Raw genomic sequence first — 17,041 nt, 5'->3', positions numbered from 1 at the left:
CCCCCAAGGCTCAGACCGTCTCGTTGTACGCCTTGACGACGTCGTTCGTCTTGCCGATCATCTTCAGCTCACCCTCGTTGAGCCACGCGACCTCGTCGCACATGTCCTTCACCGTGTTCATCGAGTGCGAGACGAGGATGATCGTGCGGCCCTCCTCCTTCATCTCCTTGAACTTGGTGCGGCAGCGCTTCTGGAAGGTCGCGTCGCCGACGGCCAGGACCTCGTCGACGACGAGGACGTCCGGCGTGACGGCGACCGCGACGGAGAAGCCGAGGCGGACGTACATGCCCGACGAGTAGTTCTTCACCGGCTGGTCGATGAAGTGGCCGACGCCGGAGAACGAGACGATCTCGTCGAACTTCCGGGTGACCTCTTTCCGGCTCATGCCGAGGATCGACCCGTTGAGGAAGACGTTCTCGCGTCCGCTCAGCTCGGGGTGGAAGCCGGACCCGACCTCGAGCAGCGACGCCTGCTTGCCGCGCGCGGTGATCGAACCTTCTTCGGGCCAGAGGATCTTCGCGAGGCACTTGAGCAGCGTCGACTTGCCGGATCCGTTCTTGCCGATCAGGCCGAACGTGGTGCCCTGCGGCACCTCGAAGGAGACGTCCTTGAGCGCCCAGAAGTCCTCGTGCACGGACTTCTTCCCGCGCATGACCATGCTCTTCAGCGAGTCGTTCCGCTCCTTGTACATGCGGAAGCGCTTGGAGACGTTCTCGACGGTAACGGCGGCATCGGTCACAGCAGTTCGGCCAGCTTCTTCTCGTTGCGGGAGAACACGAAGTAGCCGAGTGCGAGCGAGGCGCATCCAGCGATGGCGCACGCGACCAGGTCGGTCCAGTTCGGGAGGCGGTTGTCGTACATGAGGTTGCGGAAGACCTCGGAGAACCGCTCGATGGGGTTGAGCTTGTAGACGTGGATGATCCACGGGTTGCCGGACTTGTTCGCCGCGCTCTCGACGAGCGACAGCGGGTAGATGATCGGCGAGAGGTACATCCACATCTGCAGGCCGATGCCGACGAGGTGCTGCATGTCGCGGAAGTGGACGTTGACGATCGACAGGATCAGTCCGAGGCCGGCGGCGAACATGGCGAGGAAGACCATCGTCAGGGCGATCACCGGCAGGTAGATCCAGAAGTTCGACCCGGCGATCGCGAGGGCGATGAGCAGCACGCCCATCTCGACCAGCCAGGTGAACCCGAACGAGCCGACCGCGGCGAGCGGCAGGGTCATCCGTGGGAAGTAGACCTTCTTGATCAGCGACCCGTTGGCGACGATGGACGTCATGCCGGAGTTGATGACGTTGCGCGCGAAGATCCAGGGCAGCAGACCGCACATCAGCCACAGCGGGTAGATGTTCAGTCCGCTGGGGTTCCCGACCTCGAGCCGCGCCCGGAAGATGAACGAGTACACGATCGTGTAGATCAGCATCGTCGCGAGCGGGTTGATGAGCGACCACAGCTGCCCGAAGACCGTGCGGCGGTACTTGCCCTTGACCTCGCGGGCTGTGAGGTTCGCCAGCAACTCGCGCGAGGACATGAGCTCGTTCAGGTACGTCATGCTTCGGGTGCTGGCTCCTCCGGGGCGCCACAGGGCGCTCCTCACAGGGAATCGGGGACGAGGCATTCTCGCACACACGTTGCAGGATGCACGCCGGGAGCGGTGACACCAGCCCCCGGAGTGCGTCGATATGACGAAGACTCGCCCAAACCTTTGTAGGCTGACACGGTGCTCGTCAGTTTCGCCAACCACTCCACCGCACCGGTGAACCTCGGTGGGGCTGAGCGGTCACTCCTGCGTTTCGTGGAGGACTGGCAGGCACAGGACCCGTCCATGACCCCGACCTTCGTCACGAAGGCGCCCCGCGGCAAGTTCATCGAGGCCCTCGACGAGCGCGGGTGGGCCTACGACGCCTTCCGGTTCCGCGGCTGGGCACTCCCGAGTCCGCAGCCGGCACCCGCAGCGGAACGCGCCGCCTTCGCCACCGTCGACTACGCCGCGGTGAACGCGATCATCCGTCGCTACGAACGCGACCGACCGGACCTCGTGGTCACGAACACGCTCGTCGCCCCGTGGGCCTCCTTCGCCGCTGCGGTGCTCGGCATCCCCCAGGCGTGGTTCGTGCGGGAGTACGGCGACCTCGACCACGGCCTGCAGTTCCAGACCGGACGTGCCGGGGTGCTCGGCGACATCGGCCTCATGGCCGGCGCGGTCGTCACGAACTCCGAGGCGATGCGGGCGCACCTCGCCAGGTACATCCCCGCCGACAAGCTCTCCGTCGCCTACCCGACGGTGGACACCGAGCGCCTCCTCGCGACGAGGGACGACGCTCCGGTCGTCCCGCCGTTCCCGCAGGCGGACCCCGGGCTCCGCATCACCGTGCTCGGTCGCGTCGAGGAGTCGAAGGGCCAGCACCGCGTGGTCGACGCCCTCGGTGCCCTGCGCGAGCGCGGCGTCACCGCGAGCGTCTGCTTCGTCGGCAGCTGGAAGCACCCGGGTGAGGACCAGCGGCTGACGGACCAGGCGCGCGCGCTCGGCGTCGCCGACCACGTCGTCTTCACGGGCGAACAGTCCGTCCCCGCTCCGTACATCGCGGCGGCCGACGTCTGCATCACGCCGTCCACGATCGAGGCGTTCGGTCGCACCACCGCCGAGTACATGACCCTCGGCAAGGCCGTCGTCGCCACCCGGCAGGGCGGCAGCGCCGAGCTGGTCGAACCCGGTGTCACCGGAGCGCTGGTGGACGCCGACGACGTGCGGGCCCTCGCGGACGCACTCGCCGGGTACGCGGCGGACCCGGACACGGCCAGGAGGCACGGTGCGGCCGCCCCGGGTCGGCTCGCCGCCGTCACCGGTGCCGGTCACGACAACGCGGCCGCGATCGCGCGACTGACCGCGCTGGTCGGCACCGAGGGCTACCGGCTCCCCCAGGCGGCCCGGTACTGGTTCGAACTACCCGGTGCCTACGCCTCCCTCGGCGCGACGAGCGCCCGCGCCGCGGTCGGACTCCTGGCGAACCGCGTCCGGTCGCGCTCCGGCGCCGTCGGTCGGCTGCTCGCCCGTCCCGGGGTCGTGGTCAGGAAGCTGGCTCGTCGGTGACCCGCGACCGCCGCCCCGTCACGATCGTCGTCCCGATCTACGACGACCTCCCCGGGCTGGAACGCTGCATCGAGGCGCTGCTCGAGACGGTCGACTTCTCGGTCGACCGCGTCCTGCTGGCGAACGACGTCGGGCCCCGTGTCGACGCGATCGAGGCCCGCGTGCTCGAACTCGTCGGAGACCACCCCGGCTTCGCGTACACGCGCAACCCGCGGAACCTCGGCTTCGTGGGCAACTGTAACCGCGCCGTGCTCGAGCTCGACGACACCGGGAACGACGTCCTGCTGCTCAACAGCGACACCGTGCCGATGCCGGGCTTCCTCGACGAGATGACGGCGGTGCTCGCCTCGGACGACGCGATCGGCGTCGTCTGCGCGCGGAGCGACAACGCCACCATCGCGTCCTTCCCGTACGCCCGCCGCAACCCCCGCGCCACGCTCGCGCCGCGCCGGACCCGCGAGCTGCACGGCCGGACGAAGTACCTGCTGCCCCGGTACACCGTCTCCCCCGTCGCGATGGGCTTCTGCTTCCTCATCCGCCGCGAGATGGTGGACCGGTTCGGACTCTTCGACGAGGTCTTCTCCCCCGGGTACGGCGAGGAGAACGACTTCTGCCTCCGCATCAACGAGCACGGCTTCACCTCCGTGCTCGCGAACCGCGCACTGGTCCTGCACACGGGCTCGACGAGCTTCAGCGGTGACCGGGGTCCGTCCCTCCGCCTGGAGCACGAGCGCATCCTGCTCGAGCGCTACCCGTTCTACGGCGGCGCCATCGCGCTCTTCCTCGCCCGGTACCGGGACGCCGTCGACGTGTTCGCCGACGCGTTCCTGCCCGACGACGACGTCGTGCGGGTCGCGCTGCACGTGCCGGCCGACCTGACGGCCGAGGTCGTCGCCAGGATCCGGAGCACGCTGGCCGCCGCTCCCGAGGACCTCGTCGTCACGGTCATCGTGGCGAAGTCGCAGATCCGGGCGGCGCGCCAGGCGTTCCCGGGTGCCGCGATCGCCGTCGGTGGTCGTCCGCGGCAGATCTTCGACGTCGCGGTCGCCCTCGGCGCGCTGACGACGTTCGCGCAACTGTCCGCCCTGAACGCCAACGCTCCCCGGTGGATCCTCGTCGACCCGGTGTCGCACGACGTCCGGTGGTCGCACGCGGTCGCGAACCACCGCGCCTCCGCGATCGACCGCATCCTGCGGCGCTTCGAGAACCAGAGCACCTCGTGGCACGACGGCGCCGACCTGGTCCGGCTCGTCCGCATGGCCGCGGGCACGGAGATCGACCCGGCCGCCCTGCGGGCGCGCTGGCACTCCGTCTCGGACATCGCCGAGGCGACGGGCCTGCTCGTGCACCGCGCCACGGTCTCCGTCCGACGCCTCACCGCGCTCACCTTCGGCGCACGCAACCCGAGGATCGTCGCACGGATCCGCGCGATCACCGGTCGCGGCGCCTGACGCGCGCTCGTCGCGCGGACCTCGACGGCACCCACGGACGGCCTGGAGGCGCGTGACGGCGCCGCCACGCGCCTCCAGGCCGTCGACCGGCCGGTTCAGACCAGTGCGTCGACCACCGGACGGTGCCGGTCCGCCGTTCCCGCGTCCCACGCGCCCAGCAGGTGCAGCGTCGCGATGCGGAACGTGAGCGCCCGCACCAGGAGTTGCGACCACTCGGCTGCACCGTCACCGAGTGCGTCGAGACGGTCGAGCGGCACACCGTGCCAGCAGACCGCGTCGACCGCGGCGATGGCCGCACCGAGACCGGCGGGCCGCCAGTAAGGCGCCCAGTCGATGACGGCGGGCGTCCGTCCCGCCGCGAACAGCACGTTCCCGAGCAGGTCGCCGTGGACGAGCTGCGACGGCGACGACACGGCGCGGAAGGCGGCGCCGAGGCGCTCGAGCGTCGGGTCGCGCGGCAGCGGTGCCTCGCCCCAGGCGATGCGGTCAGCGCGGCTCCAGGCGTCGTCGGCCGCGTCGAGGAAGGCCGGTCGCTCGAGGTGTGCGACGGCGCGGTGGAAGGCCGCGCCGGTGCGGACGACGTCCTCGACGCGCGTCTCGTCGGCGGCTCCGGGCAGCCACTCCCACGCTTCCCAGCCGTCGGCACGCCAGCCTCCGGCGCGCGTGGCGACCGGACGTGGCGTGCGGAACCCGCTGGTGTGTCCGAGCGTCGCGAGCACACCCGATCGCCAGTCGGTCTCGGCGGCGCCGTCGTGGGGGCGCAGGACGACGTCGCCGGCGCGCCACGTCAGTCCGCGGCCACCGGTCAGCCGTCCGAGCGGCTCGCCGTCCACGGCGAAGGCACGGAGCACCTCGGGACCGGGTCGGCTCACGCGCTGCGCAGGACCTTCTCCATCGGACGCCCCTTCGCGACCTCGTCGACGAGCTTGTCGAGCCAGCGGATCTGCCGCATGAGCGGGTCCTCGAGCTCCTCGATCCGGACCCCGCAGATCACCCCGGTGATGCGCTCGGCAGCCGGGTTGCAGTGCGCTGCCGCGAAGAAGTCCGCGAAGGTGGTCCCCTCGGCCAGGTGCCGAGCGAGCTCCTGACCGTCGAAGCCGGTCAGCCACGTGATCACGGTGTCGAGTTCCTCCTTCGTGTGCCCCTTCCGCTCCACCTTCGCGAGGTAGTGCGGGTAGACCGCAGCGACGGGCGTCGCGAAGATCCGGTGACCGGCCACGGGTGCGCTCCTACACCAGGCAGCGCGGCCCGAGCAGGCTCTTCAGCTCACCGAACAGGTCCGGCGTCAGGTTCACCGGGAACGGCAGCTCGAACGTGCGCGCGACGTCGTCCTTCAGCAGCTTCAGCCGGACCTCGGTCTCGCCCTGGTGGCGGCTGAGCACCGCGGCCAGCTCGGTGACCGTCGTCGTCGTCGCCTGCCGCTCGGGCACGCTGAGGGTCAGCGGTCCGGAGCCCATCGCGTCGCCGACGTTCGGCTGGAACATGCTCACCGCGTGCAACGCCTTGCCGTCGTCGCGGACGTTCACGCGACCACGCAGGACCACGATCGAGTCCGCCACCAGCGACGGACCGAACTCCTGGTACGTCTTGCCGAGGAACATGACGCCGATCTCGCCGCCGAAGTCCTCGATCTGGACGATGCCGTAGGGATTGCCGCTCGTCTTCGCCACGCGGTGCTGCACGCTCGTCAGCAGGCCGGCGACCGTCACCGTCTCGCCCTCCACCGAGTCGTCGGCGCCGATCAGGTCGGCGATGGTGATCGACTGGTGCTTCGCGAGCTCGATCTCGAGACCGGCCAGCGGGTGGTCCGACACGTAGAGCCCGAGCATGTCGCGCTCGAACGCCAGCTTGTCACGCTTGGACCACTCGGGCCGGTCCGGGACCTGCGAGACCGCGGCCGCCGCCGGGGACTCCTCGGCCACCTCGGCGAAGAGCGAGTCGAAGTCGAACCCGACGTTGCCGTTGGCCTCGTCGCGCTTCACCTTCACCGCGCCCTCGACGGCACCCTCGTGGATCTCGACGAGCGCCCGACGGGAGTCGCCGAACTCGTCGAAGGCTCCGGCCTTGATGAGCGACTCGACCGTGCGCTTGTTCGTCGACGAGATCGGGATCTTCCGCAGGAAGTCGTGGAACGACTCGAACGCGCCCTTCTCGGTGCGGGCCTTGACGATGTCGTCGACGACGTTGAACCCGACGTTGCGGATCGCGCCCATGCCGAAGCGGATGTCGTCACCGACGGCCGCGAAGAAGCCGATCGACTCGTTCACGTCCGGCGGCATCACCTTGATGCCCATGCGACGGCACTCGTTCAGGTACAGCGCGAGCTTGTCGCGGGCGTCGCCCACCGACGTGAGCAGCGCCGCCATGTACTCGGCCGGGTAGTGCGCCTTCAGGTAGGCGGTCCAGAAGGAGACCACGCCGTAGGCGGCCGAGTGGGCCTTGTTGAACGCGTAGTCGGAGAACGGCAGCAGGATGTCCCAGAGGGTCTTGATCGCAGCGGCCGAGTAGCCGTTGTCCTGCATGCCCTTCTCGAAGCCCGCGTACTGCTTGTCCAGCTCGGACTTCTTTTTCTTGCCCATCGCACGGCGGAGGATGTCCGCCTGGCCGAGGGAGAACCCGGCGACCTTCTGCGCGATGGCCATGACCTGCTCCTGGTAGATGATCAGGCCGTAGGTCGTGCCGATGATGTCCTGCAGGGGCTCCTCGAGCTCCGGGTGGATCGGCGTGATCGCCTGCTCGCCGTTCTTGCGGAGCGCGTAGTTCGTGTGCGAGTTCGCACCCATCGGCCCCGGACGGTACAGGGCGATGAGCGCGGAGATGTCCTCGAAGTTGTCCGGCTTCATCAGGCGCAGCAGGCCGCGCATCGGGCCGCCGTCGAGCTGGAAGACGCCGAGGGTGTCACCGCGCTGCAGGAGGGCGTAGGCCTCCGGGTCCTCGAGGCCCATCGTCTCGAGGTCGAGGTCGATCCCTCGGTTGGTCTTGATGTTGTCGAGGGCGTCACTGATGATCGTGAGGTTCCGGAGCCCCAGGAAGTCCATCTTGATCAGGCCGAGCGACTCCGCTGCCGGGTAGTCGAACTGCGTGACGATCTGGCCGTCCTGCTCCCGCTTCATGATCGGGATGATGTCGATCAGCGGGTCGCTCGACATGATGACGCCGGCCGCGTGCACGCCCCACTGGCGCTTCAGCCCCTCGAGGCCGAGCGCCGTGTCGAACACCGTCTTCGCCTCGGGGTCGGTCTCGACGACGGTCCGGACGTCGACGGCCTCCTTGTAGCGGGGGTGGTCCTTGTCGAAGATCCCGGTGAGCGGGATGTCCTTGCCCATCACGGGCGGCGGCATCGCCTTGGTGAGCTTCTCGCCCATGCCGAACGGGAAGCCGAGCACACGGGACGAGTCCTTCAGCGCCTGCTTCGCCTTGATGGTGCCGTACGTGACGATCTGCGCCACGCGTTCGGACCCGTACTTCTCGGTGACGTACTTGATCGCCTCACCGCGGCGCCGGTCGTCGAAGTCGACGTCGAAGTCGGGCATCGAGACGCGGTCCGGGTTGAGGAACCGCTCGAAGATCAGACCGTGCCGGATCGGGTCGAGGTCGGTGATGCGCATGGCGTAGGCGACCATCGAGCCGGCGCCGGAACCACGGCCGGGGCCCACGCGGATGCCGTTGTTCTTCGACCAGTTGATGAAGTCGGCGACCACGAGGAAGTACCCCGGGAAGCCCATCTGGTTGATGATGCCGACCTCGTAGTCGGCGCGCTCCTGCACCTCGCGCGAGATGCCGCCCGGGTACCGGTACTCGAGCCCCTTCGCGACCTCCTTCTCGAACCAGGAGTGCTCGGTCTCGCCCTCGGGGACGGGGAACTTCGGCATGTAGTTCGCCGCGGTGTCGAACTCGACGTCGCACCGTTCGGCGATGAGCAGCGTGTTGTCGCAGGCCTCGGGGTTGTCGCGGAAGACGTGCCGCATCTGCGCGGGCGTCTTCAGGTAGAACTCGTCGGCGTCGAACTTGAAGCGGTTCGGGTCGTTGAGGGTCGAGCCGGACTGCACGCAGAGCAGCGCGGCGTGCGACTTGGCGTCGTGGGAGTGCGTGTAGTGCAGGTCGTTCGTGCCGACGAGCGGGATGTCGAGGTCCTTCGCCAGGCGGATGAGGTCGCTCATGATCCGGCGCTCGATCTCGAGCCCGTGGTCCATGACCTCGGCGAAGTAGTTCTCCTTGCCGAAGATGTCGCGGTAGTCCGCCGCGGCCTGCCGCGCTTCGTCGTACTGCCCGAGGCGCAGGCGCGTCTGGATCTCGCCGGACGGGCAGCCCGTCGTCGCGATGATGCCCTCGTGGTACTCCTGCAGGAGCTCGATGTCCATGCGGGGCTTGAAGTAGTAGCCCTCGAGCGAGGCCTTCGACGACAGACGGAACAGGTTGTGCATGCCGGTCGTGTTCTCGGCGAACATCGTCATGTGCGTGTACGAGCCGGCACCGGACACGTCGTCACCGCCGCCGTCACCCCAACGGACACGGGTCTTGTCGGAGCGGTGGGTGCGTGGCGTGATGTACGCCTCGGTCCCGATGATCGGCTTGACGCCGCCGGCCTTCGCCGCCTTCCAGAACTCGAACGCGCCGAACATGTTGCCGTGGTCGGTCACCGCCACGGCGGGCATGCCCTGGGCGGCGGTCTCCGCCACGAGGTCGGAGAGCCTGGCGGCACCGTCGAGCATCGAGTACTCGCTGTGCACGTGCAGGTGGACGAAGGAGTCGGTATCCGACACGGAACCTCCGGTTCGAAGGAGCTGCTGCGGGGCGTGAACAGCCTAACCGCGACCGGCGACGAAACCACGTCGCGCCGACCCCCGAGGGCGCCGGTCCTCAGCGCACGAGCGGCAACCAGATGTCGTCGACGATCTCGAGGAGCCGCGTGTCGGGCACACGCTGCAGCGTCATCACGAGGTCGTGCCGCATGAGGTCCGCAGGCAGCGACGCGAGCCCCGACGGCCAGTCGCGTGCGGGGATCTCGCCGCGCGCCGCTGCACGCTCCAGGAGCACCCGCCAGACGTCCGCCCGGTCGCCGAGCAGCCGCGTCCGCAGCTGGGCCGGGGTGAGGCCGGTGTCGGCGTTGATGCTCGCCATGTAGACGTTGATCACCGTGATGAAGCCGGACCGGGCGACGTTGAAGTCCCGCAGGGCGGTCAGGACGTCCTCGCGCAGCGTGCCGGTGTCCGGCAGCGGGCGGCGCTCGAAGAGTCCGGCGTGCTGCATCGCAGCGAGGACGAGGTCGACCTTGGTGGGCCACCGGCGGTACAGCACGGGCTTGGACGTCTCGGCTCGGAGCGCCACAGCCTCGTAGGTGAGGGCGGCGTACCCGACGCGCTCGAGCTCCTGCCAGGCCGCGTCGAGCAGCGCCGACTCGAGCTCGGCCCCACGACGCCTCGTCTTCGCAAGATCCACTTGCGTATCTTAGCGCGTCGAACTAGCGTGACGCGAAACAAGAAACGGGAGCGTATCTATGGACAAGAACCTCGTCAGACTCGCGGTCGCCCTGGTGGTGGGTGCGATGGCCCCGCTGTTCGACTCGACGATCGTCAGCGTCGCACTGCACACCCTCGGCCACGACCTGCACGCCAGTGTGGACACCATCCAGTGGGTGAGCACGGGCTACCTCCTCGCGATGGGCGTCACCGTGCCGCTCGTCGGCTGGCTGCAGGTCCGCGTCGGCGGCCGACGGCTCTGGACGGCCGCACTGGTGGTCTTCCTGCTCGGCAGCGTCCTGTGCTCGCTCGCCTGGGACGTCTCGGCGCTCATCGCGTTCCGGGTCGTCCAGGGCGTCGGCGCCGGCGCGATGCTGCCGCTGCTCACCACGCTGCTCATGCAGGCGGCCGGTGGACGCGACGTCGGCAGGCTCATGTCGATCGCATCCTTGCCGACCGCCCTCGGCCCGATCCTCGGGCCGGTGATCGGCGGCCTGATCCTCGGAGCGGGCAGCTGGCCGTGGCTGTTCTGGGTGAACGTGCCGTTCGCCGTCGTGGGGCTCGTCCTCGCGTGGCGGTGGATCCCCGCCGACGGACCGGTGGGGTCCGCGCGACTCGACGTCGTCGGTCTGCTGCTGCTCTCCCCCGCCGTCGTCGGGCTGCTGTTCGGCCTGAGCAACGCCGGTCGCACGGACGGCTTCGCGCGTCCCGACGCCTGGGTACCGCTCGCGCTCGGCGTGCTCCTCCTCGTCGCCTTCGTCCTCCGGGCGACCCGTCGCGGCCCTGCTGCCCTCGTCGACCTCGTCCTGCTCCGGCACCGGCCCCTCGCCGCCGCGTCGACGCTCATGTTCCTGATGGGGGCGGCGCTCTACGGCGGCATGCTCCTCCTCCCCCTGTCCTTCCAGGAACTCCGCGGCGTCGACGCGCTCGGCGCCGGTCTGCTGCTCATCCCCCAGGGCGTGGGCACGCTCCTCTCGCGCACCCTCGCGGGACGACTGACCGACCGCATCGGCGCACGGACGGTCGCGGTCGTCGGCTTCGCGATCGTCCTCGTCGCCACGGTCCCGTTCGCCTTCGCCGACGGTGACACGAACGCCTGGTGGGTCGGCGCGGTCCTCGTGGTGCGCGGCTTCGGACTCGGCGCCGTGATGATCCCGGTCATGGCGGTCGGCTTCGTCGGCCTCGACCGGTCGGAGATGCCGCACGCCAGCACCATCACGCGCCTCGCGCAGCAGCTCGGTGGTGCGTTCGGCACGGCGGTCCTCGCGGTCGTCCTCGCCGGGGCCGCGCACGGCGGTGGTGCCGGAGGCACGGTGGCCCCCGCGGCGGCCTTCCAGCAGGCGTTCTGGTGGGCGATCGGCGTGACGGCGTTCGCGACCGGGATGGCGTTCCTGCTGCCCGGCCGCCAGCGAGACAGCGGCACGCCGGCGGCACCGGCTCCGGAACCGGTCGGGGCCGCGGCTCGGTGAGCACGCCGTGAGCGGGAACGGTCGGGTCGTGGGGGGTGACCCGACCGTTCCCGCTCGCGGGCCGCGGTGGACGCGTCCGGCGACGGTCGGGAGGCGCGGGGCGGCGCCGCCCCGCGCCTCCCGGCCGTCTCGGGGAACGGCGACTAGGCGGCGCGGATGCGCTCCAGCGAGCGCTGCAGGTCGTCCGGGTACGAGGCCTGGAACTCCACCCACTCGCCGGTCCGCGGGTGCTCGAACCCGAGCCGCACGGCGTCGAGCCACTGGCGCGTCAGCCCGAGCTCCTCTGCGAGCACCGGGTCCGCCCCGTACATCGTGTCGCCGACGAGGGGGTGCCGCGTCGCCGCCATGTGCACCCGGATCTGGTGGGTGCGACCGGTCTCGAGGTGCACCTCGAGCAGCGTCGCCGAACGGAAGGCCTCGAGGGTCTCGTAGTGCGTGACGCTCGGTTTGCCGTCCGCGGTGACCGCGAACTTCCAGTCGCTCGACGGGTGCCGTCCGATCGGGGCGTCGATGGTGCCGGAGGTGGGGTCGGGGTGCCCCTGCGCGAGCGCGTGGTAGACCTTGTCGACCGTGCGCTCCTTGAACGCGCGCTTGAGGTGCGTGTAGGCGAGCTCGGTCTTCGCGACCACCATGAGGCCGGACGTGCCGACGTCGAGTCGGTGCACGATGCCCGCCCGCTCCGCTGCGCCGGACGTCGCGATCGTGAAGCCGGCGGCGGCGAGTCCTCCGGGGACGGTGGGGCCGTCCCACCCGGGCGAGGGGTGGGCGGCGACGCCGATCGGCTTGTCGACCACGACGATGTCCTCGTCGTCGTGGACCACCGTCATGCCGGGGACCTCGACGGGGACGATGCGGGGCGCTTCCTTCGGCGTCCACTCGACCTCGAGCCAGGAGTCGGCGTGCAGGCGGTCGGACTTGTCGACGACGGCCCCGTCGACACGCACACCGCCGGCGGCGACCACGTCGGCCGCGAAGGACCGGCTGAACCCGAGGAGCTTGGCGATCGCCGCGTCGACACGCTCGCCGGCGAGCCCGTCCGGCACGGGCAGACTGCGCTGCTCGCTCACGTCGCGTCGTGCCCGAGGGCGTCACGCCCGTCACGCGGTGCACGGGGGTCCTCGGCGGCGCCCATCGCGTGCCGCGTGCCGGGGTCCACCGGTCCGGTGCCGGACGCGTCGGGAGCATCCGAGCGCTGCGCGGCGGCCGCGTCGGCGGCACGCTGCTGCTTGGCGGACAGCGCCCGGGAACCGTCGAGGTTGACGCCGAAGACGACGAGCAGCACGAAGATCACCATGCTGACGCAGATGAACGAGTCGGCGATGTTGTAGATCGCGGGCATCATCCAGGGCGTCGAGATGAAGTCCACGACGTGGCCGCGACCGAAGCCGGGCTCACGGAAGAGTCGGTCGAGCAGGTTGCCGAGCGCGCCGCCCAGCAGCATGCCGAGCACGAGCGCCCACCACATCGAGCGGATGCGCCGCGCGAAGACGATGATCGCGACGACGACGGCGGTGGACACGATCGAGAACACCCACGTCATGTTCACCGCGAAGGAGAACGCAGCACCGGGGTTCCGCACGTACAGCAGCTGCAGTGCGCCGCCGAGCACGGGGACGACGGTGCCGTAGGGCAGGTTCGCGACGACGAGGGCCTTCACGCCCTGGTCGAGCGCCACCACGATGACAGCGGCGAAGGCCAGTGCCGCGATAGCGCGTGCACTGACCTTCGCTCGTGATGCGGGTCGCGACAACGTCAGTTGCCGAAGCCCTGCGCCGATGCCGGCGCCGGGGTGAGCCCGGACTGCTCGGTGCCCGACCCGTCCAGCTCGGAGAGCTGCCCCTGGATGTAGCTCTTGAGCTGCGCACGGTAGTCGCGCTCGAAGGTGCGGAGCTCGTCGATCTTGCCCTCGAGCTGACGCTGCTCCTGCTCGAGCACGGCGACACGCTGACGGTTGGTGTTCTCGGTGTCGGCGATGATCTGGCGCTGCTTGGCCTCGGCCTCGGAGACCAGGCGAGCGGCCTGCGCGGTGCCCTCGGCGATGAGTGCGTCGCGCTTCTCGATGCCCTCGCGGACGTGCTCCTCGTGGAGACGGCGGGCGAGCGTGAGGAGGTTGGTCGTGCCCTCGGTGTCCTCGTCGGCCGGGACCGTGGAGGTCGGGGCGGCGGCGGCGACCGGAGCGGGCTCCGGCGCGGCGGCCACGGGGGCGGGCTCCGGCTCGGGCTCGGGGGTCGGGGCCGGCTGCTCGGCCGCGGGGGCCTGCTGCGGAGCGGTCTCGACCGCCTGCAGCCGCTGGCGGAGCTCGTCGTTCTCGGCCGTCAGGCGGCGGAGCTCGACGACGACCTCGTCGAGGAAGTCGTCGACCTCGTCCTGGTCGTAGCCCTCGCGGAACTTCGTCGGCTGGAACCGCTTGTTGACTACGTCTTCCGGCGTCAAAGCCATTGCCGTCACCTCAATAGAACTGCTGAACGTGTGGAACCGCTACGGGTGCGACCGAATGTACCAGTCGCGCCCTGCGGTGCGGATGCTGTGCCGGAGCGAGCATCGATCCCGACCACCGTACACCGACGGCGGCCCGGAACCGTGACCATGACCTGCGCGTGGCGCGTGTCGCGGCCTGTCCGGACTAGATGAGTGCGCGGGCGATCGTCATCGCGATGATCACCACGAGCATGACGATCGTCCACCCGAAGTCGAGCGCCACCGGTCCCATGCGCAGCGGCGGGAGCGCCCTGCGGACGGTGCGGATCGGCGGATCGGTCACGGTGTACACGACCTCGGAGACCACGAGGAGTCCCCCGCGCGGCCGCCAGGACCGGTTGTACGCCTGCACGATGTCGAGCGCGAACCGCCCCCACATCGTGAAGAAGTAGAGCAGGAGGAGGAAGTACAGGATCGTGAAGATCGCGGACACGATGGGGCTCGCTCGGCTCGGGTGTGCGTCGTCACGTGACGACGCTCACGGGGCGGGTGGGCCTGAGGGACTCAGGACTGGGCGAAGAAGTTCGCCTCGATGTCGGACTCTACCTCAGGCGCCTCGCCGCTCACTGCGACGTGGGCCGGGGAGAGCAGGAAGACCTTGTTGGTCACGCGCTCGATCTTGCCGTAGAGCCCGAGCGACAGTCCGGAGGCGAAGTCGATCATGCGACGCGCGTCCGCCTCGGTCATCTGCGAGAGGTTGATGATGACGGGGATGCCGTCGCGGAAGCTCTCGGCGATGGACTGTGCGTCCTTGTACTCGCGCGGGTGGACGGTGAGGATCTCGTTCATTTCCTGGACCGGTGCTGCCTTCTGTGGGGCCGTCTGCGAACGGCGGAGCGGGGTGACCTGGGCGCCGCGCTGGTGGTTGTGCGTCTTGGGCTCCGGAGTGGCCGCCGCGACCGGTGCCGGTGCGGCCGCGGGGGCCTCCTGCACGGCGGGGGCGGCTGCGGGGGCCTGCGCCGGCGCGGCCTGCTGACGGGACTGCTGCTGGCGCGCGGGTTCCTGCGGCTGCTCGTCCTCGTACTCGAGTTCCTCGTCGGCGAGGCCGAGGTAGACCATCGTCTTCTTCAGCGGGTTGGCCATGGTTCCTCCGGGGTTCGTGCTCGTGGGTGCCCTTGGGACGAGGCTAGGGCGCGACCGGCCGGTTTCCCGTGATTGCGGTCCCCATCCGGAGGTGTGTCGCGCCCTCCGCGACGGCCTCGGCGTAGTCGCCGCTCATCCCCGCGGAGATGTCCGTGGCGTCCGGCGCGAGGGACACCACACGCTCGGAGATCGACCGGAGCCGCGCGAAGGCCGCACGGGGCTCCTCGTCGAGGGGCGCGACGGCCATCACCCCGCGCAGCCGGATCGTGCCCGTGGCGAGCACGCGGGCGACCATGGCCTCGACCGCGTCGGGTTGCACACCGCCGCGACCGGGGTCGTCGGTGAGGTTGACCTGCACGAAGCCGTCGACGACCGGCGGCTCGGGCTCGGCCTCCGTCGGAGCGAAGGCGTCGACCACGGAGTCGCGGTCGAGCGACTGGACGACGTGCGCGTACCGGCGGACCTGCCGGGCCTTCTTCGACTGCAGCTGTCCGACGAAGTGCCACGTCAGCGGCAGGTCCGCGAGCTCCGCGGCCTTCGCCTGCGCCTCCTGGTGGCGGTTCTCCCCCACGTCCGTGACGCCGAGCGCGGACAGCTCCCGCACCAGCGATGCCGGGTGGTACTTCGTCACGACGACCAGCGTCAGGTCGTCGGCCGACCGCCCCGCGGCCCGCGCCGCGTCGGCGATGCCGGACCGGACGGACGCGAGACGCGCCTCCGGTCCGTCGTCGGGTGACGAGGCGGACGGGAGGCGCGGATCGGATGGCAACGAGCTGTTACTTCAGGAAGTCGGGGACGTCGAGCTCGTCGTCGTCGTCGTCGAAGGCCGGGTCCGCGGCGCGCTGCGCCGGGGCGGCGTGCTCCTGCGAGGCCCACGACGGGGCGGACGAGGAGGAGTCCTCGATCGCGCCGGTGCCGGCACTCGCCACCGGGACGGTCGCGCCGGCGTCGGGGTCGACGTAGCTCGAGCGACGTTCCTTCTGCTGCTGCTGCGGCTCGCCACCGTCGAAGCCCGCGGCGATGACGGTCACGCGGACCTCGTCACCGAGCGTGTCGTCGATGACCGCACCGAAGATGATGTTCGCCTCGGGGTGCACGGCTTCCTGCACCAGTCGCGCGGCGTCGTTGATCTCGAAGATGCCGAGGTTCGATCCACCCTGGATCGACAGCAGCACGCCGTGCGCACCGTCGATCGAGGCCTCGAGCAGCGGCGACGCGACGGCCAGTTCCGCCGCCTTGATCGCACGGTCGGCGCCCCGCGAGGACCCGATGCCCATGAGCGCGGAACCGGCACCCTGCATGACCGACTTGACGTCGGCGAAGTCGAGGTTGATGAGCCCGGGGGTCGTGATGAGGTCCGTGATGCCCTGGACGCCGGCGAGCAGCACCTGGTCGGCGGTCGCGAACGCCTCGACCATGGAGATGCCGCGGTCGCTGATCTCGAGCAGGCGGTCGTTCGGCACGACGATGAGCGTGTCGACCTCGTCCTTGAGCCCGGCGACGCCGTTCTCGGCCTGGGACTGACGGCGCTTGCCCTCGAAGCTGAACGGCTTCGTGACCACACCGATGGTGAGCGCACCGATCGACTTCGCGATGCGGGCGACGACGGGAGCACCACCCGTACCGGTCCCGCCGCCCTCACCCGCGGTGACGAAGACCATGTCGGCGCCGGCGAGGGCTTCCTCGATCTCCTCCGCGTGGTCCTCGGCGGCGCGACGGCCGACCTCGGGGTCCGCGCCGGCGCCGAGACCACGGGTGATCTCGCGACCGACGTCGAGCTTGACGTCGGCGTCGCTCAGCAGCAGGGCCTGTGCGTCGGTGTTGATGGCGATGAACTCGACGCCGCGGAGGCCGAGTTCGATCATGCGGTTCACGGCGTTCACGCCGCCGCCGCCGACACCGACGACCTTGATGACGGCGAGGTAGTTGTGGTTCGTGGTCACGTCAGTCGGGCCTCCGGTCGAACCCTCAACCTCTACTTGAAGTTCAGGGGCAATGCTGGTAG

At 69.9% G+C, this 17,041-nt stretch carries 16 protein-coding genes; 3 read left to right on the top strand and 13 right to left on the bottom strand.

Annotated features, from left to right (window positions below):
* Positions 1-10: 10 nt before the first annotated feature.
* Together AAEP86_RS11015 and AAEP86_RS11010 are read right to left on the bottom strand one after the other, a co-directional pair.
* A complete protein-coding gene (locus AAEP86_RS11015) occupies positions 11-739 on the bottom strand; it encodes an ABC transporter ATP-binding protein (RefSeq protein ID WP_420367378.1) in 729 nt (242 codons plus the stop codon).
* Positions 736-1,557 carry an ABC transporter permease gene (locus AAEP86_RS11010; RefSeq protein WP_420367377.1) on the bottom strand — a complete coding sequence of 274 codons (822 nt, stop codon included), beginning with the start codon at positions 1,555-1,557 and terminating at the stop codon, positions 736-738. The genes AAEP86_RS11015 and AAEP86_RS11010 overlap by 4 nt, the downstream gene beginning before the upstream one ends.
* A gap of 168 nt (positions 1,558-1,725) precedes the next feature.
* Between AAEP86_RS11010 and AAEP86_RS11005 the strand changes: the two genes are divergently transcribed.
* A complete protein-coding gene (locus AAEP86_RS11005) occupies positions 1,726-3,096 on the top strand; it encodes a glycosyltransferase family 4 protein (RefSeq protein ID WP_420367376.1) in 1,371 nt (456 codons plus the stop codon).
* The gene (locus AAEP86_RS11000) at positions 3,093-4,547 is read left to right on the top strand and encodes a glycosyltransferase family 2 protein (protein WP_420367375.1); all 1,455 of its coding nucleotides are present in this window, start codon (positions 3,093-3,095) and stop codon (positions 4,545-4,547) included. The genes AAEP86_RS11005 and AAEP86_RS11000 overlap by 4 nt, the downstream gene beginning before the upstream one ends.
* Positions 4,548-4,642: 95 nt before the next feature.
* Here AAEP86_RS11000 and AAEP86_RS10995 read toward each other — a convergent pair whose 3' ends face one another.
* The 4 genes from AAEP86_RS10995 to AAEP86_RS10980 form a co-directional block, all read right to left on the bottom strand.
* Positions 4,643-5,419, bottom strand: a complete 777-nt coding sequence (locus AAEP86_RS10995) for a hypothetical protein (RefSeq protein ID WP_420367374.1) — start codon at positions 5,417-5,419, stop codon at positions 4,643-4,645.
* Positions 5,416-5,766, bottom strand: a complete 351-nt coding sequence (locus tag AAEP86_RS10990) for a DUF2200 domain-containing protein (RefSeq protein WP_420367373.1) — start codon at positions 5,764-5,766, stop codon at positions 5,416-5,418. Before AAEP86_RS10990 ends, AAEP86_RS10995 begins: the two co-directional genes overlap by 4 nt.
* A 10-nt stretch (positions 5,767-5,776) precedes the next feature.
* The gene (gene dnaE, locus AAEP86_RS10985; protein ID WP_420370475.1) at positions 5,777-9,259 is read right to left on the bottom strand and encodes a DNA polymerase III subunit alpha; all 3,483 of its coding nucleotides are present in this window, start codon (positions 9,257-9,259) and stop codon (positions 5,777-5,779) included.
* 148 nt (positions 9,260-9,407) lie between these two features.
* Entirely contained in the window at positions 9,408-9,986 is a 579-nt protein-coding gene (locus AAEP86_RS10980; RefSeq protein ID WP_420367372.1) for a TetR/AcrR family transcriptional regulator, read from the bottom strand.
* A gap of 58 nt (positions 9,987-10,044) precedes the next feature.
* Here AAEP86_RS10980 and AAEP86_RS10975 point away from each other — a divergent pair, with 58 nt between their 5' ends.
* Positions 10,045-11,475, top strand: a complete 1,431-nt coding sequence (locus AAEP86_RS10975; RefSeq protein WP_420367371.1) for an MDR family MFS transporter — start codon at positions 10,045-10,047, stop codon at positions 11,473-11,475.
* A 143-nt stretch (positions 11,476-11,618) separates the two neighbouring features.
* On the opposite strand, the gene AAEP86_RS10970 is transcribed toward AAEP86_RS10975, so the two are convergent.
* The 7 genes from AAEP86_RS10970 to ftsZ all read right to left on the bottom strand — a co-directional run bounded on the left by AAEP86_RS10970 (position 11,619) and on the right by ftsZ (position 16,979).
* Positions 11,619-12,542 (bottom strand): RluA family pseudouridine synthase, encoded by a 924-nt coding sequence (locus AAEP86_RS10970; protein ID WP_420367370.1) that lies wholly within the window; start codon positions 12,540-12,542, stop codon positions 11,619-11,621.
* A complete protein-coding gene (lspA, locus tag AAEP86_RS10965) occupies positions 12,539-13,225 on the bottom strand; it encodes a signal peptidase II (protein ID WP_420367369.1) in 687 nt (228 codons plus the stop codon). The genes AAEP86_RS10970 and lspA overlap by 4 nt, the downstream gene beginning before the upstream one ends.
* Before the next feature lie 2 nt (positions 13,226-13,227).
* A complete protein-coding gene (locus AAEP86_RS10960; RefSeq protein WP_420367368.1) occupies positions 13,228-13,914 on the bottom strand; it encodes a DivIVA domain-containing protein in 687 nt (228 codons plus the stop codon).
* Between the two features lie 184 nt (positions 13,915-14,098).
* Positions 14,099-14,386 carry a YggT family protein gene (locus tag AAEP86_RS10955; RefSeq protein ID WP_420367367.1) on the bottom strand — a complete coding sequence of 96 codons (288 nt, stop codon included), beginning with the start codon at positions 14,384-14,386 and terminating at the stop codon, positions 14,099-14,101.
* Between the two features lie 71 nt (positions 14,387-14,457).
* Positions 14,458-15,036 carry a cell division protein SepF gene (locus AAEP86_RS10950; RefSeq protein ID WP_420367366.1) on the bottom strand — a complete coding sequence of 193 codons (579 nt, stop codon included), beginning with the start codon at positions 15,034-15,036 and terminating at the stop codon, positions 14,458-14,460.
* Positions 15,037-15,079: 43 nt separating this feature from the next.
* The gene (locus tag AAEP86_RS10945; protein ID WP_420367365.1) at positions 15,080-15,805 is read right to left on the bottom strand and encodes a YggS family pyridoxal phosphate-dependent enzyme; all 726 of its coding nucleotides are present in this window, start codon (positions 15,803-15,805) and stop codon (positions 15,080-15,082) included.
* Between the two features lie 7 nt (positions 15,806-15,812).
* Positions 15,813-16,979 (bottom strand): cell division protein FtsZ, encoded by a 1,167-nt coding sequence (ftsZ, locus tag AAEP86_RS10940; protein ID WP_420367364.1) that lies wholly within the window; start codon positions 16,977-16,979, stop codon positions 15,813-15,815.
* Between the last annotated feature and the right edge of the window lie 62 nt (positions 16,980-17,041).

This window comes from Curtobacterium sp. L1-20 (assembly GCF_048755855.1).
In the GTDB taxonomy this organism is placed as follows: Bacteria; Actinomycetota; Actinomycetes; order Actinomycetales; family Microbacteriaceae; genus Curtobacterium.
This window is presented reverse-complemented; position numbering and strand designations above follow the sequence as displayed.